Source organism: Marinobacterium jannaschii DSM 6295 (assembly GCF_000620085.1).
GTDB lineage: Bacteria > Pseudomonadota > Gammaproteobacteria > Pseudomonadales > Balneatricaceae > Pontibacterium > Pontibacterium jannaschii.
In genome coordinates this window covers 1-16,525 of sequence record NZ_KK211069.1, presented here as the reverse complement: position 1 = coordinate 16,525, position 16,525 = coordinate 1, and the positions used below count along the sequence as shown (strand labels likewise).

The 16,525-nt window shown below is 54.8% G+C and carries 11 protein-coding genes; 4 read left to right on the top strand and 7 right to left on the bottom strand.

What is annotated here, in order from left to right; genetic code table 11:
• Window positions 1-35: 35 nt before the first annotated feature.
• Window positions 36-1,487, bottom strand: coding sequence for a MocR-like pyridoxine biosynthesis transcription factor PdxR (pdxR, locus tag Q354_RS0122650; RefSeq protein ID WP_245601117.1), 1,452 nt, complete (start codon window positions 1,485-1,487; stop codon window positions 36-38).
• A 279-nt stretch (window positions 1,488-1,766) separates the two neighbouring features.
• Between pdxR and cbiB the strand changes: the two genes are divergently transcribed.
• The 3 genes from cbiB (at window position 1,767) to Q354_RS0122635 (ending at window position 4,538) form a co-directional block, all read left to right on the top strand.
• On the top strand, window positions 1,767-2,684 hold the full coding sequence (cbiB, locus tag Q354_RS0122645) for an adenosylcobinamide-phosphate synthase CbiB (RefSeq protein WP_027859612.1): 918 nt from the start codon (window positions 1,767-1,769) through the stop codon (window positions 2,682-2,684).
• Window positions 2,681-3,694, top strand: a complete 1,014-nt coding sequence (gene cobD, locus Q354_RS0122640) for a threonine-phosphate decarboxylase CobD (protein ID WP_051560565.1) — start codon at window positions 2,681-2,683, stop codon at window positions 3,692-3,694. Before cbiB ends, cobD begins: the two co-directional genes overlap by 4 nt.
• A gap of 67 nt (window positions 3,695-3,761) precedes the next feature.
• Window positions 3,762-4,538, top strand: a complete 777-nt coding sequence (locus Q354_RS0122635; RefSeq protein WP_027859610.1) for a DUF4197 domain-containing protein — start codon at window positions 3,762-3,764, stop codon at window positions 4,536-4,538.
• A 66-nt stretch (window positions 4,539-4,604) separates the two neighbouring features.
• On the opposite strand, the gene Q354_RS0122630 is transcribed toward Q354_RS0122635, so the two are convergent.
• Both Q354_RS0122630 and Q354_RS0122625 read right to left on the bottom strand, forming a co-directional pair.
• Entirely contained in the window at window positions 4,605-5,474 is an 870-nt protein-coding gene (locus tag Q354_RS0122630; RefSeq protein ID WP_027859609.1) for a DMT family transporter, read from the bottom strand.
• A gap of 54 nt (window positions 5,475-5,528) precedes the next feature.
• A complete protein-coding gene (locus Q354_RS0122625; RefSeq protein ID WP_156948461.1) occupies window positions 5,529-8,441 on the bottom strand; it encodes an insulinase family protein in 2,913 nt (970 codons plus the stop codon).
• 286 nt (window positions 8,442-8,727) lie between these two features.
• On the opposite strand from Q354_RS0122625, the gene Q354_RS0122620 reads away from it, so the two are divergent.
• The gene (locus Q354_RS0122620; protein ID WP_156948460.1) at window positions 8,728-9,318 is read left to right on the top strand and encodes a phasin family protein; all 591 of its coding nucleotides are present in this window, start codon (window positions 8,728-8,730) and stop codon (window positions 9,316-9,318) included.
• 153 nt (window positions 9,319-9,471) lie between these two features.
• Here Q354_RS0122620 and Q354_RS0122615 read toward each other — a convergent pair whose 3' ends face one another.
• The 4 genes from Q354_RS0122615 to Q354_RS27720 all read right to left on the bottom strand — a co-directional run.
• Window positions 9,472-10,692, bottom strand: coding sequence for a UbiH/UbiF/VisC/COQ6 family ubiquinone biosynthesis hydroxylase (locus Q354_RS0122615; RefSeq protein ID WP_027859606.1), 1,221 nt, complete (start codon window positions 10,690-10,692; stop codon window positions 9,472-9,474).
• A gap of 122 nt (window positions 10,693-10,814) precedes the next feature.
• Window positions 10,815-12,881 (bottom strand): HlyD family efflux transporter periplasmic adaptor subunit, encoded by a 2,067-nt coding sequence (locus Q354_RS0122610; protein WP_051560577.1) that lies wholly within the window; start codon window positions 12,879-12,881, stop codon window positions 10,815-10,817.
• 53 nt (window positions 12,882-12,934) lie between these two features.
• Window positions 12,935-14,272: an efflux RND transporter periplasmic adaptor subunit gene (locus Q354_RS0122605; protein WP_027859604.1), complete on the bottom strand. Its 1,338-nt coding sequence runs from the start codon at window positions 14,270-14,272 to the stop codon at window positions 12,935-12,937.
• A gap of 11 nt (window positions 14,273-14,283) precedes the next feature.
• On the bottom strand, window positions 14,284-16,525 hold a 2,242-nt coding region (locus tag Q354_RS27720), incomplete at its 5' end, for a VCBS domain-containing protein (RefSeq protein ID WP_027859603.1).

Sequence of the window (16,525 nt, the reverse complement as noted above, 5' to 3'; positions counted from 1 at the left end):
TATCCGGGCTTTTTGTTATCCGTTTTAATGGTCGCTTACAGGCACTGTTGCAGCACTTTGAGGCCTTTATCGATCTCCTGCTCTGAATAGCCGGCAAATCCGATAACCAGACCCGGCCTGGGAGCTGTCCGGTCAAAATAGGGAGAAAGCGGCCTGACGCCAACGCCATCGCAAGCCAGTCGTTGGCACAATGCAACGTCGTCGCAATCGGATGCTAGCAGGTATACCGAGTGCATGCCGCCATCGGATGGCACAGAGACCAGTTGATCGCCGAACAATTCGGCCATCCTGCCATTCAGATAGGCCCTTCTCCCGGCATACAGTTTACGCATTTTGCGGCAGTGGCTGGCAAAACAGCCACGCTCCATAAAGTCCGCCATCGCCAGTTGGGGCAGCGAAGGCAGGCCTCCGTCATAGTAGCGCCGTGCTTGCTCAAAGCTCCTCACCAGGGCTTGGGGCAACACAGCATACCCCAGCCGGATGGACGGATGCAGGATTCGGCTGAAGGTCCCCAGATAGATCACCTGATTCTCCCCTCCCATCCCCTGCAGCGCCGTTAATGGCGGGCCATCAAAGCGAAACTCACTGTCATAATCATCTTCAATAATCCAGGCGCCGTTTTGCTCCGACCACTGCAGCAGCTCAATCCGACGCTTCAGGCTCAGCGTGTAACCCATAGGGTAGTTTCTCGATGGTGTCAGCATCGCCACTCGCGCATCCGGTGCCTGTTTCAGACCCGAGTTCAGCACAAAACCCGATTCATCGGTCGGAACCGAAACCTTAATAGCACCGGTTGCGGCTATAGCGCCGTCAATTCCAGGAAAGCCGGGATCTTCCACCATGATTGACTCGCCCTGATTCAGCAACAGACTCAGGGTCATAAAGATAGCCTGTTGAGATCCGGAAAACACCATGACCTGATCCGCATTGCAATTCAGGCCACGAACAACATTCAGGTGTTCAGCAATCTGCTGCCGCAATCTTGGCTCGCCGCCAGCCGGCGTCCCCAGCGAGAACTTCATCGCCTTCCCTGCGGCCGCTACGGAACGTTGCCATTGCATCCAGGGGAAACAATCCAGAGAGGGCCTTGCGGGCAGTAGCAGATCACCGGAGCGGTGCGAATTGATTGGACGGGCATCTGCGATCCTCCGCGCCTGATCAGAAAGCGGTTTATTTACCGGGACCGAAGTCCGCCGATCGGCCCCTACTGCTATAGCATCGGGAACAGATACCGAGACAAAACTGCCTGCGCCTACCCGGGTTTCGATATACCCCTCTGCCTGAAGTAGCTCATAGGCAGACTTCACACTGTTCCGGGAAACTGATAACAGCTGACATAGCTCCCGGCTTGCCGGGAGTTTTGCGCCCGGCAGGATTTTCCCCTCGATAATCGCCTGCTGAATGGCACGAAACACCCTTTGATAGACAGGTAACTCAGCTCCCTGCTCCAGAAAGGGAATAAATAGATCAGCAGATAGTACAGCCATCTCCATTGGGCCTCATAAATTACCGCAAACAGACGCTATTACAGCCCGCTTTATGTGACAGGTTCAATACCTAATCATGATCATGTATATCTTTATTCAGGGCTGAAATAACCATACACCTGCTGGCAGATGATCCAGCCTTACGTAACCCAGACCACTCAGAAACACCGTTGCGTATTACGCCATATTCAATAGGCTCATTCGCTACTGACCTGCTGCGGCCCCGAATCAGTTTCGGGTACAATGGGCGCCCCCATTTACTGCACGCTATACGAGCCGATGTTAGAAACCGCTGTTATCGTCATCTTAGCCCTGCTGCTGGACCGGATTTTTGGTGAGCCGGCTCGTTTTCATCCACTGATCGGCTTTGGCCGCTGGGCAAACTGGATTGAAAAAAGCTGCAATACGCCTTCCAGCCCATACCGCTGGAAGGGTGCGCTGGCTCTGTTGCTGGCACTACTCCCGGTTCTGTTGACGGCTCTGCTGTTGCTGCAGTTACCCTATGCGCAGCAATGGCTTTCATTACTACTGCTCTATCTGGCCATTGGTGCCCGCAGTCTGGATGAACATGTCGCAGCAGTCTCAACGGCCCTGCACAATGACGAAATCGACCGGGCCCGCCTCCGGGTCAGCTATATAGTCAGCCGGGATACCCAGCAGCTGAATCACACTCAGATCGCTTCAGCCGCAACAGAATCGGCGCTCGAAAACGGCAGCGATGCTATCTTTGCAGCTATTTTCTGGTTTTGGCTGGCCGGACCGCTCGGTGTATTGCTCTACCGTATGGCCAATACGCTGGATGCTATGTGGGGTTATAAGAACCACCGCTTCCTCCATTTTGGCTGGGCCGCCGCGCGATTTGATGATCTGCTCAACTGGATACCAGCGCGGCTTTGTGCCCTGACCTACTGCCTCTGCGGGCATTTCGACAACGGCTTCAAGAGCTGGCGCGCCCAGGCACCAAGCTGGAAAAGCCCCAATGCCGGACCGGTGATGGCGGCGGGCGCTGGCGCGATCAACACACGCCTTGGCGGCGCGGCGCCCTACCATGGTCAGATGCAATCACGCCCTGCTCTGGGAATTGGTGCGGCTGCCAGTGCCGACTCGATCGATGCGGCCAGGGCCCTGCTTCAGCGTGGCATCATCCTGTGGGCGCTACTACCACTGCTACTGATCTATATGAGCCAGTTCCTGTGAGCGCACCTTCAGAGAGTACTTCTCAGCTTCGACCGGCCCACGGAGGCAGGCTGTATCAGGCTGCCCGCCAGTACGGCATCCCCCAGCCTGCCTGGACTGACCTTTCCACCGGCGTATCGCCTCTGGGCTGGCCCATACCCGAAATACCCGGGGATATCTGGCAACGCCTGCCGGAGGATGACGATGGTCTCGTCAGTGCGGCACAAAGCTACTATGGCTGCAGCAATCTGTTGCCACTGGCCGGCTCGCAGCAGGCAATCGAGCTGTTACCACGCATATTGCCGCGCGGAACAGTGGCAATACCCGACCCGGGCTATCAGGAACACCGCTACCACTGGCAGCAGGCCGGACATCAGCTTCACCTCTATGACAGTCGCACTGCCGACCCTCAACTAGTAGATGCTGATTACCTTCTGGTGATTAATCCAAATAACCCGTCCGGGCAGGCTTACAGTCGTGATTGGCTGACAGGCCTGTTGCAGAAACAGCAAATGCGGGGGGGCTATCTGATCATTGACGAAGCCTTTATAGACCCAACGCCGGAACAGAGCCTGTGCAACTTAAGCAATCAGCCGGGGCTGATCATTCTGCGCTCGCTAGGCAAGTTCTTTGGTCTGGCCGGCATCCGTGTCGGTTTTCTGATTGCCGACGACCTGATTCGCGAACATATTTCCAGGCAGATTTCGCCCTGGCATATCAGCACTCCGTCACGATATATCGCGACGCTGGCGCTTCAAGACACCGGCTGGCAGCAACGGGCACAACAGTGGCAAAAGGCACAAAGCGAACGCCTGCGCTCACTGCTGGAATCACATAAACTAGCGACCCGCGGCACTGCATTGTTTCAGAGTTGCTATTCACCGCAAGCCGTACAGATCCACCAGCAACTGGCAAGGCAGGCAATCCTCACCCGCCTGCTGGACGACCACAGCGCCCTGCGTTTCGGCCTTCCAGCCAACAGCCATCAGTTGCAACAGCTGGCCGATGCACTGGAAGGGCTTAGACTGTAACTATTCATGATTAATTCAGCCGCCTGAGGCTTAAATGCGGCAAAGACTATTGCGATAAGGAGATGGCATGAAGATCAACACAACACTGACCGGCCTGGCGACATTGTCTCTGACGGTAGCGATCAGCTCCAACCTCTACGCGGGCTGGGATGATCTGCTGAAAAAGGCGGAGGAAACCGGTAAAGAGCTGATCGAGCAACAGACCGGTAGTGACAGTGCCGCAACCGGCACGACACTGGATACCGATACCCTGATTAAGGGCCTGAAAGAAGCGCTGGAGGTAGGCAGCCGACGTGCTATTGAGGGAATCAGCCAGTCCGGTGGCTACCTGAATAACCCGGATATCCGCATCCCGTTGCCGAAAGGCGTCGATCAGGCCGCCGGCCTCATGCGTCAGTATGGTCTGGGTTCTCAGGTTGACCAGTTTGAGCAGAGCATGAACCAGGCTGCCGAAAAAGCAGCGCCTCAGGCTACCGAGATCATCATCACGGCGCTGCGCGGCATGACGATTGAAGATGCAAAGCGCATATTCAATGGACCGGACGACGCCGCAACCCAGTACTTCCGCGATAAAACCTACAGCAACCTGACGGCGCTGTTCAGACCAAGCATCAAGGAATCGATGGGACAGGTCGGCGTTACCCGCTATTACAATGATCTGGCAGGCGAAGCCAAGCAACTGCCGATGGTGAATCAGATGGTCGACCTGGATCTGGAGAATCATGTCACCACCAAAGCCCTGGACGGTCTGTTCGCCGTATTGGCGGACGAGGAAGCACGCATCCGTAAAGATCCTGCCGCCCGAACCACGGACATCCTGAAATCGGTATTTGGCGGCTCCTGATCGCCGTTTTATAGCCAGGATATGACCAGATACGCCACCCGAGGCCTATCTGGTCAGCACCATGACTCAGGAGGAGGCCAGGACCTTTTCAGCCTTTGGCTTCATGGCCAGTAATCCGGCGACAATCACCAGCATAATGCCCAGCAGGCTGCTCAGTGCCAGCACCTCATCCCACAGAAGCCAGCCAAACAGCGCGGCGAACGCCACAGAAGCATAAGTGTAAGGCCCCAGCTGACCAGCAGGTGCCATCCCGTAAGCCTTGCTCAATAGCAGCTGTGCAATGGTTGAGGTCATCGCCATCAGCAGTAGCCACATCGCCTGCACCAGTGTCGGTGTCGTCCAGCTGAAACAGGCTGGCAGTGCCGAGATCAGTGAGCTGAATAATGCAAAGTAAAACACAATTCGCTGCGGAGATTCCGTATCCCGCATCCGACGTATCACAACTTTTGCCAGCCCTCCCAACATAGCACCACCTAAAGCGATCAGTACCGCTATATTCAGCGCTCCCTCTCCAGGGTTGAGTATCAGGTATACGCCGGCAAAGCCAATAAGAATCGCCAGCCGGGCTGGCGCCGGTATCCGCTCTCCCAACCAGAAGAAGGCGATCAGGGGGATAAAAAACGGCGCGGTCTGTTTCAGCAACGCCGCCTGCGCCAGCGGCAGGTGTCCCCATGAGTAATAGAGACAGGTCATCGCAACCACACCGACACCCGCCCTCATCAGATGAAAACGCAGTTTATCGGTACGGATAGCGCCTGGCCCCTGCCTGATTAGCCAGGGCAGCAGCAACATCAGGCCAAAGATATTGCGGGCAAAGACAATCATTTCGGTCGGCAGGTCAGAGGATACCTGTTTCACCACCATGCCGGATGCAACCAGGAACAGCTCAGACACCAGTATCAGCGCCGCAGCCATAAATATCGGAGGATTTGACATAAAAAACAGAACCCCTCGCAAGCGAGGGGTTCTCCAGTGAGTCAAGTTAAAGGGTCAGACTTCGATGATCTGGTAGTCCCCACCCAGCGCAGCAGCCGTTGCACTGTTGGTTACGACCGCCACGCTGGCATCGGTATCTTTAAGATAACGGGCCGCTACCGCTTTCAGGTCATCCAGTGTGACTTTCAGGATACTGGCGCGGAATGCTTTACGCTGCTCTGCCGTGCGGCCGAAAAGCTCGCTATGGAAGGCCTGCTTCGCTTCACCCGCCGGTGATCCCGGCTTATCGATAGAACTGACAACACCAAGAATCGCCTCTTCCAGCTTCTGAGCATCATGGTCTGACTCCAGCATCCAGTCCACGGCCTGATCGAAGTCCTGCAGGGTGTCCTCCAGGCGCGGGTCACGGTAGGAGAAGAAGCGGAATACCGCATCTCCTGAGTCCTGTCCGGCACCCGATCCATAGGCTCCACCCTGTTCGCGGATGGCCCGGTGCAGGAATCCATTGCGCAGAAACTCACCCAGTACGGTCAGCGGCGCAGCGTCCTTGTGCTCGACCGGCACGGTCGGGAAAGCCTTGGCACAGAAGTTCACCTGAGTGCTGGTCGTCCAGAGCTGCTTCACATTTTCCCGTACCGGCGCCAGGGAGAACGCAGCAACACTGCAGTCTTCCTGTGCAGACCACTCTGCTTCCAGTGCCTGTACCATAGTGGCTTCATGTTCCTTCTCGGACACTATAAGGAACTGGCGCGGCGCCTGACGGATCTTGTTATGCAGCGCACTGAGGCGCTCAGACAATGCGGCCTGCTCTGCACTGTCACTCAGTCGATCATCCAGAGACTTGGTAAAGTGAATTCCCGCCAATCCGCGCGAGTTGTGTGCATAGAGCGCACAGGGACTCATATGAGAACTGGCCGCCAGCATCGCCAGGCTATGGCCATTGCCGGTGATGCTTTGCTCTTTCCGCGCACGCTGCTGGGAGACAACTTCGCAAATACGGCCACTTTCATCGAAGCGCGCTTTATCCAGTGTCTCATGCAGCAGAGCGGTCAGCTCAGTCTGCTTAGAGGCCAGGGCTTTACCTGACAGGGTGAAATATCCCCTGACAGACTGCTCATCAGCTGTACTGCCTCGCAGCGATGCGAAGCCGTTGATACCGCCGGATACCTGGGACTGGTACTGCTGATTTTCACGATAATCACGTTCGCCAACACCCAGTTGCGTGACCAGAGATCCATATAGCGATAGCAGACTCTGTTCTTCGCTACTCAGTTCCGGCAATTCAATAACGATCTGCTGGTAGACCAGGCCATTGGTACCCTGATGGTAAACCGTGACCGGCAGCGCCGATGACAGAACGGCAGGTTCCGGAATCAACAACTCTTCGGGGACATCATCAATCGTAACTTTCGGCAGGATTGTTTCATCATCTACCTGCATCTGGCGGGCTTCCAGCTGAGCGGCCTGTTCAATTACAGCCTGAGCATCCTCATCACTCAGGGACGCCTTAATCTCAGCCAGTAAGCGGGACTCTGCAGCTTCACGACGGCTTGCGAGCTGGTTGTCCGGTCTCAGTGTCAGACGTACCCGGTGAGGGTTATCCAGCAACAGTTCTTTCACCAGATTCTGCAAAAACTCCGGCTGTTTGATCTGCTGGTGCAGTGATTCCAGTACCGGATCGAGGTTCAGCTGTGCGACCGGATCACCACGGTGCACGGCAGCCCCCAATGCAGAAAGGATCAGGTTAAGGCCATATGGATGTCCATCGCCGGCAATCTCTCGCTGAGCCAGTTCCAGCTGGTGCAACTGTGCTTCCAGCATATCCTGAGATACACCCTCATCGGCCACCTTCTGCAGGGTTTCCAGTACCAGCGCTTCAAATTCTTCAGCCGAGGCCGGTTCACTGCCCTCAAGACCGCACATAAAGCTCATCTCGCGGTTAGAATCTTCCAGGCCACATAGCGGAGATGGCGCGGCGCCCAGATCACTGCTCTCCAGTGCCTGACGCAATGGGCAGGCACTGTTATCCAGCAAAACCTGAGACAGCAGGTGTGCTTTCAGCTGCTGCTCAAGGTCAATCGATTTGCCCAGCAACCAACCCATTACATGATGGGTCTTGCCGGAGAGATCGTCCTGATCCAGCGCATAGGCTTCCTCAACCCGCACCGGCGCGTGATAACGCTTTTCATCAGCCACTTCGATCGTCTCTTCCAGCTTATCAAAGCGGGACAGTGATTCAGATTCAAAGCGCTGCTGCAGTTCTTCCACCGGGATGTTACCGAAGGTCATAAATACCGCATTACTCGGATGGTAATGTGTCTTGTAGAACTCAATCAGCTGCTCATAGCTGAGATCGGTAATACACTCCGGGTCGCCACCACTGTTGTAATGGTAGGTACTCGTAGGGAACAGGTATTTACCCAATGTCTGCCACAAGGTCGAGACCGGAGCGCTCATCGCCCCCTTCATCTCATTGAGAACCACCCCTTTAAATACCAGGTCAGAATCCTTGTTACCGGCCTCTTCAAACTCAACCCGGTGACCTTCCTGAGCAAAATCCAGTGGATCCAGTCGGGAGAAAAATACCGCATCCAGATAGACATCCAGCAGGTTGAAGAAATCCTTCCGGTTCTGGCTGGCGAACGGATAGGCGGTCCAGTCGCTGCTGGTAAACGCATTCATAAACGTATTGAGGGATCGGCGCGTCATCATAAAGAACGGATCACGTACCGGGAATTTCTCACTTCCACACAGTGCTGTATGCTCGAGAATATGTGCAACGCCACGGGAGTCCATTGGCACAGTGCGAAATGCCACCAGGAAAACATTCTCCTCATGTTCCGCACAGATATGAAAATGGCTGGCTCCTGTCTTGATGTGCTGATACTCAGCAACTTCCACACCCAGCGAATCGATCGTCTGAGTGCGCAGGAAACGGAAACTTGAGTGACAACCTTGTGATTGCATAAACACTTTGCCTTTGTCAGATAATCCTTGAACCGTTACAGCAGAATACATGCATTGGCGCAAAATAACGGCGTATTAATGAGAGTGTAATGGTTCAGCAGCAGGTTTCAAAAAACTGTTGCATTGAATTGCTAGGCTGAAAGCCGGATTTTTTGCACCTACAGCAGGAAAATTCTGCAGGTAGCGGAAAAATCCTCCAGAGCCGCTTGACTCAAGGATAGCCTATTTAGTGCTATCTTGTTGTATTTAAAAGCGATATCCCAAGAAAAACAGCAGAGACCACTCTTTGCTGCAACGCACAAATTTGTTATTGACAGGTCAAAATATAACCACTATATTGACCTCAAATGCTGCACCGCACAAACCCAGAATCAAAACTGCACAATTTAAGGTGACGAGAATGTACGAAGATATGATCAAAGACGTTAAGGACAAAATGCAGCCAGTAATGGAAGTGGCTGAGATCAATAAGAAAGCAGCCGAAAAGCTGTTCGCTCTGCAATCCGCGTATGTTTCTGATTTCCTGAACGGCTGCTTCTCCCAGATGCAGGCGATGGCTACTGTTAAAGAGCCAAAGCAGCTGGTTGAAATGCAGATGGATTACTATAAGCAGCTGGAAGCCAAGCTGACTGACGTTGCAGAAAAAGAGATTGCTGCAATGACTGAAGCGAAAGAACAGCTGACTGAAGTTGTTGAAAAAAGCATCGCAGATATGAATGTCATCACTGAAGTCCCTTACTTCAATGATTTCTCCAAATACATGGACAACATGACTGGGAATGTTGTCGCAGAGCAGCCTGCCAGCACCGAAGCGGCGCCAGCGAAGAAAGCACCTGCCCGCCCGGCACGCAAATCTGCTAACGCAGACGCTGCATAAGTGAAGAGCTCTTCCCGGGGGTAGCAGTACGCCCCCGAATTTCTCTCTACTCTGGCTTTTTTGAAAAAGCCGTTATCCCTTTTGTCCGGCCCTTGGCCGGACTTTTTTGTTAGCACCTGCCAACCCACTTTTAGTGTAAAAGCGGCTGACCGGTCAGATCTCTTCCAGACGCGCCAGGGCCGGTAGCTTGCCTTCCAGCCCCATAGCAAAGCGCATGACCTTATTTTTAGCGGGCAACGCACGTTCGGCAATGCCCAGCCCGATATTCCGAATCAGCTTCAGCGGCAAGATTTCATTACTAAAAATACGGTAGAAAGTGTCCATCGTCTGCATCATCAGCAGGTTGCTGTTTCGTCGCTCAGATTCATACTGTTTAAGCACCGCCAACGAACTGTAATCCTGCCCTGCCCGTTCTGCTTTGAGTATCACTTCGGCCAACGCAGCAGCATCGAGCAAACCGATATTCACACCCTGTCCCGCCAGTGGATGGATCATATGCGCCGAATCACCTGCCAAAGCCACGCCCTCTGCAACATACTGCTGTGCGTGCTGCCTGCGCAAAGGGAAATAACCGCGCTCAAAAAGCTGATCAATATTGCCAAGCGCTGCCGGAAAGGTCTGATGAAGCTCTTTCATAAGCGGCTCTTCGGGTAAAGCCATGAGTCGCTTCACTTCAGACGGCGTGTTGTACCAAACCAGTGAGGCGTTATCACCTGAGAGCGGCAGGAAAGCCAAAGGCCCGGTCGCGGTAAATTGCTGCCAGGTAATATCCTGCTGCGGATAGGATGTCTTCACCGAGGCCACAAGCGCCTGCTGTTCGTAGTCCCATTTATGAACCCCGATACCAGCGGCCTGGCGCACTCTGGATTCACCACCATCAGCGGCCACCAGCAGCTTACCAACCAGTTCGGTGCCATCATCCAGACGAACCAGACTGCAGCCGGGTGAGTAATCGATTTCGACCGTGGTAGCAGGGCAGATCAGATCTATGTTACCGAATGCCTTGAGACGCTCCAGCAATGCCAGCTGGATCACGCGGTTTTCAACAATGTGGCCAAGATAAGGTTGCTGAATATCATCGGCATTAAATTCTGTGGCGGCCCTCGCTTCGTCGGCTTCCCACACTTTCATCCGCATATAAGGGCAGGAGCGGCGGGAAATAATACCCTCCCAGGCACCAACCATATCGATGATATTCTGCGACGCCACACTCAACGCCGAGACGCGCAGGTCATGGGCCTGGTCGTGATCGAAAGCCGGCGGATAACGGTACTCAACCACACCAACCTTAAGGTCACTGCCACCCAGAGCACAGGCGATGGTAGACCCTACCATTCCGCCCCCTACTATCAGTACATCGTAGCGTTTATCCATAATACTCAGCCAATTCAGATCGAAACCGCGCAAGTATAACCAATCGATACCCTTTGTGCTTGAGTAGGATCAAGCTTAAGCGGGTCACTGCCCGCTTTCATAACAGAGGTTTGTGAGAATTGTCAGAAGCCGGACTCCCTGATCAGGAGAGAATATATCCGGCGCAGATTGAACCAGACCAGGCTGCGTGAGCGCGCCTCAATCACAACAGTCCCAGGTAAGCGCTGGGAGGCACCGGAGTTTTGCGGTGCCTGTAACCCTAACTGCACCGGGTAGTAGCTTTGTTCCGGTACCAGTCTATCGCTGCTGTTCTTTCTCACAGCAATACTGCCACCATAAGGGGAAGCGACTTCCTCATAGCGAATCCGGCTGAGCGCTCCCATATCGATGCCGTTCAGCGTGACTGGCAACGCTTTGCTTTCACCACGGTCGCTGATAAAAACGCCCTGCTGCCCCGTTTCAACCAGTTCAAGATCCTTCTCCGAGAGATAGGCTTCCAGCTCGTACTTTGTAGGATCGACTACGGAGACTAAAAGGTCATGCGTGCCCACCCAGCTTCCTGTTGCTGCAGAGGTTATCTCGCTGACTACGCCGGAATGACCAGCCCGTATCTCCAGCTGCGCCCGGCGCGCTGCGATGCCGGCCAGCTGTTTTTCTAATTGTGCAGCCTGCTGGTTTAGTACAGCCCGGCTGGATTTTTCACGTAACGAACTGGCATTTCGCTGCAGCCTCAGCGTCACCAGCCGCAGCTCCTCTTCAAGCCGCTGTTGACGATACTCAATTTCGTCCGAGCTGAGGCGTAGCAGTAACTGACCTGCGATCACCCGATCACCGGGTGCGACCCGAACCTCCTCAATGCGGGCCGGAAGCGGGGGAAATATCTCGCTGTACTGGGTGGCTTTCAATACTGCTGGCAGGTGGACCTTTTGTGGCAATGGCAGCAATGCTACGAGGAACAACCCGGCAAGGGCCAACCAGCTAAGTATCCGGGCTGGTGATGCCCGGAAATCCTGACGCCGCTGAAACCAGACTTTCAATTCTTTAGTCATGGGGAACACGATAAACCAGAGGATCTCGACCAGGAAAAGCACTATGCCCAGCAGCTTAAAAAACAACTGATAGACGATCAGTGCAATGCCCAGAAACAGAAAAAAACGATACAGCCAAGTACACCAGGCATAGATGATCATGATGCGACAACGCCGACGCGGCAATGGCTCGGGTAATGGATCATCAAGGCCGAACAATATCCGTCGCAGCGACCAGCGGCCAAGCGCAAACGCCCTGCTCTGCAGGTTTTCGATTCCCAACCAGTCAGAAAAAGCGTAATAGCCATCAAATCGCAGAAAGGGGCTGATATTCACCAGCAGCGAGGTCACCCAGCTAGTCGTCGCAACAAAGAACGCGGCGCTGCGCAGCGGCCCGTCCGGCAGGAAATTCCAAAGAAAAGTTGCCAGTAGCGCCAGGCATAGTTCGACTCTGACCCCTGCCGTGACGATGCGCAGGCGCTTAGTTCTGGACTGCAATCGCCAGGCATCGGTGGTATCGGTATAGAGCACCGGAAACAGCACCAGAAAGGCCACTCCCATTGAGGCCACTCGGCAACCCTGCCACTTTGCCACAAGCGCGTGCCCCAGTTCATGCGCACTCTTCACCAGAGCCAGCGTCACGGCATAGAACAGAACGCCCTCAAGGCTGAAAAAGTGCAGAAAAGTACTCTGAAATGCATCCCACTGCCGCAGTACCAGCACCGCTCCCAGCATTCCCAGGATGAGTATCGACCACTGCAACAACGGCGACGTCAACCAGTGCAACCTGGGGGCCCACTCATTCAGCCAGCCATCCGGGCGTAGCAGAGGAATCCGAATAAACAGGTAATTGTGAATCAGCCAACGCCAGAAGCCCTTCTTGCGACTGCTTTGCTGTTGAGCAATCCGGCTGGAAAGTACCGTATCCCTCGCCATCACAAGATGGTTGTTAATAAGAAACTCGGTAAAGGCGTCTACTTCCTCACGGCTATACTCAAATCCCCGTTCAGCCAGAACACCGGTAAAGCAATCAGTTTCTAATCCCGGCTGCCAATGCCTGACCAGATCGAATGCCTCCCGGGAGATCGCAAAGTATTGATTTCGCATCCCATCAAACAACAGCCATCGTGGGGCTCCATCTTCGTCCGCAGCCCCTTTCATCAACTGAAGATCCTGCCTTAATGCAGGCAGGATTGTGGTTTCTTCCTGCGCAGCTACCATCCCAGCCATTGCCTCAGGCTGGTAACCGGACGTCGGAACAGATAAAAGAACAGCGTGACATCACCGCCATAAACCTTAGCCGTCCCCCGGCTTCCAATCCGCGGCAGTACCTGATCTCCGGCATCGAGACGAGCGACAAGGCGGAATGCCAGTACTTCTTCAGGCGTTCGCGTGGGTTTGTACTCGGCGTGGCTGATACGGGCCGGATATGCATTCAGCGGATCACTGTCAAAGAAAATCTTTGCTTTCGCTCCCCGTTCCAGTGCAATGGAATCCTTAACCGGTAACATGATTTCAAGCTCGACCCTGTCCGGGTCGGCCAGCAGCATGATACGTTCGCCAATCGATACCGGTCGTCCCTGCCACTGATCAGGATCAGCCAGCACCGCAATACCGGCTTCAGGGGCATTCATCCTGGATTTGTTGAAACGGGTCCGGGCATATTCGAGCTCAGCCTGACGCAGGCGCACCCGGGTCTCCAGCTCGGCTACCCGTGCCTTTTGCTTGGGATCGAGAAAGCCGCTTTGACGCACGGTTTTCAGTTCAGCTTCTGCCACCAATAATGCCTGAGCCGCTACGTCCAGTTCACTGGCCAGTTCGGTATCGTCAAATTGCACCAACGGCTGGCCGGAAGAGATCTGCTGATTGGGTTCTACCAGTACTTTTTTAACAGCACCGTTAATCGGCGCGGCAATAGTGACCGGATCTTTCGGAATCACTTCTACCGGTGCCAGAGCACTCAGACTGACAGGCAACCACATGGCAGCCCCTAGGGCAGCAAGGGTCGTTGCCATAATCTTGCGCTGTAACAGGGTTTTCCGCAGACGCTTAAAAGTACCGTGTCGGCGCCAGGCGAAGAGTGCGTGACCAATGGTGCCTCCCAAATGGTCCATCAGCGCCTGCTCAGCCGCAGACCAGCCCTCCTGCCGGAAAAGCAGCAGGCTACCTACCTGTTCCCCTTCACTGGCAGCCACTTTCAGTGGCACCCAAAGAAGTTTGTCCGGCGAAAACTGACGCCATTCTGTAATCAGCGAATCGTCCAGGCCCTGTATATCGATTTCACGGCTGGTTTCGGGTTGCCCCCCCTTAACAACATGCTTAAACAGACGTTCCAGCCAGACCACAAAGGGTGAGGTGTAATCAACAGTCGGCAGATCTGATGCCGCAACCAATTCCATTGAGCGGGCATCATTGCCTGTAAACAGCACAGCCTGCGTATAGGGGACGCACTGATGGGTCTCATTAACGATGGTATAAAACAACTGCGCAGGCCCGGAGGCACTGCGCAGTTGCTGTTCCAACTTGATTAAAGCTGCAACATTTTCACTCACTCAATTTATCCTCATACGGCTGTCAAAATAGCCACTAACTGATCACCATATGCATCCGTTGCGTCAGCTTCTGCTGCGAGTTGCTGTGAAAGCGGGACAAACCCGATTGCAGCGGTTTCATTGCCGCCACTGGACTCACCGCCTTCACCTTCATCCTCTCCCAGCGTTTCCAGATCAACCTTAATCTCCAGAATTCGTACCTGACCATCAGCATCGATAGCCCTGACACGTATCGCCAGTTCAGTCACCCCTTCAGGCGGTGTCGCGGTGATGCTGCCAGTAGCAGCGTCAATGCTGACCCAGGCCGGCAGAGAAGAGCCATCGGCCATACTGCCACTGTAGCTCTGAGCGCCATCTCCCCGGGTATCTGCAACCTCGATATTCACCGAACCTTCGCTGGCCGTGATACGGGATACACTGAGCGCAACCACATCAAAGGCCTGCTGCTGGGCGTCGCTGAAAACCACCTCACCACTGTCGGAGACATTTACATCAACTGAAGCTGTTACCGTGACCTGTCCATCGCTGCTGACTGTCTGAACAACAATCGCGTTGGCTTCGGCCAGTAGCACGGTTTCAGTACCACTGTCATCAGACTGATCTTCTCCGGATTCAGTGGCCTCAACTTCGGTACTTTCGGTCGTTTCAGTACCGCCGTCACCCGAACCGGTTCCGGTGTCATTAGTCGTTGCTGCAGCAGGGGAAGCGCTGTTACTGCTATCACTGCTTTCGGTGCTGGTTTCCACCGGAGGCGCAATAATCTCCAGCGTGAATTCACGGGATATAGATACCCCTGACTGGTCTACAGCCGTTAGTTTTACGCTAAAGACACCGATATCGGCCGGTTGCCCGCTGATCACACCAGTAGCAGCATCATAACTAAGACCCGCTGGCAGTCCCTCTATGATATAGCTGAGCTGCTCACCATTCCCGGCGGCGTCAACATCACTGAACAGTAAAGAGATATCACGCTGATAATCAGCAGCGAAGCTCCATTCCTCATCGATATTGGTATCCAGCACTTCAGGGCTGTCATTGCGGCCATCAATGGTGACGGTAAGCGTCGCTTGCGCCGTCAGGCCATCGGTATCGGTCACCGTGTAGCTGAAGGTTTCCGTCAGTGTCTGGCCGCTGATTCGCAGCGCCTGGACAGCGGCGTTGGATTCATCGATCACATAGCTGTAGGAGCCATCGCTGTTCAGGGTCAGGGCACCGTAGCTGGCGGTCAGGGACTGTCCGATCGCTCCGGCAGTGCTATCGAAGGAAACGGCGGTGACTGTCTTGCTCTCGCCCGTACCGTCGACGTCGGTATCGTTATCCAGCACATTGCCGCTGGCGTTAGATCCAGCCGTGCCGTTAGCCACGCCACCCGCTTCGACTGCCGTGGCCGTATCCGCCACCGCGACCGGATTATCGTTGCACCCTTCCAGGGTGATGGTCAGGGTAGTCTCGGCGGTGAGGCCATCGGTATCCGTCACCGTGTAGCTGAAGGTTTCCGTCAGGCTCTGTGTCGAGTTGCGCAATGCCTGGACAGCGGCATTGCTCTCATCAATCACGTAGCTGTAGGAGCCATCGCTGTTGAGGGTCAGGGCACCGTAGCTGGCAGTCAGGGACTGACCCACGGTGCCATTGCTAGTCCCGAAGGACACGGCAGAAACCGTCTTAGTCTCGCCCGTACCGTCGACGTCGGTATCGTTATCCAGCACATTGCCGCTGGCGTTAGCACCGGTTGTGCCGTTAGCCACGCCACCGGCTTCGATCGCCGTCGCGGTATCCGCTACCGCGACCGGATTATCATTACGCCCTTCCAGGGTAATGGTCAGGGTAGTCTCAGCCGTCAGGCCATCGGTATCCGTCACCGTGTAGCTGAAGGTTTCCGTCAGGCTTTGTGTGCTGTTGCGCAGCGCCTGGACAGCGGCGTTGGATTCATCGATCACATAGCTGTAGGAGCCATCGCTGTTGAGGGTCAGGGCACCGTAGCTGGCAGTCAGCGACTGTCCGATCGCTCCGGCAGTGCTATCGAAGGAAACGGCGGTGACTGTCTTGCTCTCGCCAGTACCGTCGACGTCGCTATCGTTATCCAGCACATTGCCGCTGGCATTGCTGCCGGTTGTGCCGTTAGAGACGCCGCCCGCCTCGACTGCCGTGGCCGTATCCGCGACCGCGACCGGATTATCATTACGCCCTTCCAGGGTAATGGTCAGGGTAGTCTCGGCGGTGAGGCCATCGGTATCGGTCACCGTGTAGCTGAAG

Excerpts from the sequence above, each read along its gene's own strand:
- pdxR (WP_245601117.1), bottom strand. The coding sequence starts at position 1,487 with ATGGCTGTACTATCTGCTGATCTATTTATTCCCTTTCTGGAGCAGGGA.
- cbiB (WP_027859612.1), top strand. The coding sequence starts at position 1,767 with ATGTTAGAAACCGCTGTTATCGTCATCTTAGCCCTGCTGCTGGACCGG.
- Q354_RS0122635 (WP_027859610.1), top strand. The coding sequence starts at position 3,762 with ATGAAGATCAACACAACACTGACCGGCCTGGCGACATTGTCTCTGACG.
- Q354_RS0122630 (WP_027859609.1), bottom strand. The coding sequence starts at position 5,474 with ATGTCAAATCCTCCGATATTTATGGCTGCGGCGCTGATACTGGTGTCT.
- Q354_RS0122625 (WP_156948461.1), bottom strand. The coding sequence starts at position 8,441 with ATGCAATCACAAGGTTGTCACTCAAGTTTCCGTTTCCTGCGCACTCAG.
- Q354_RS0122615 (WP_027859606.1), bottom strand. The coding sequence starts at position 10,692 with ATGGATAAACGCTACGATGTACTGATAGTAGGGGGCGGAATGGTAGGG.
- Q354_RS0122610 (WP_051560577.1), bottom strand. The coding sequence starts at position 12,881 with ATGAAAGGGGCTGCGGACGAAGATGGAGCCCCACGATGGCTGTTGTTT.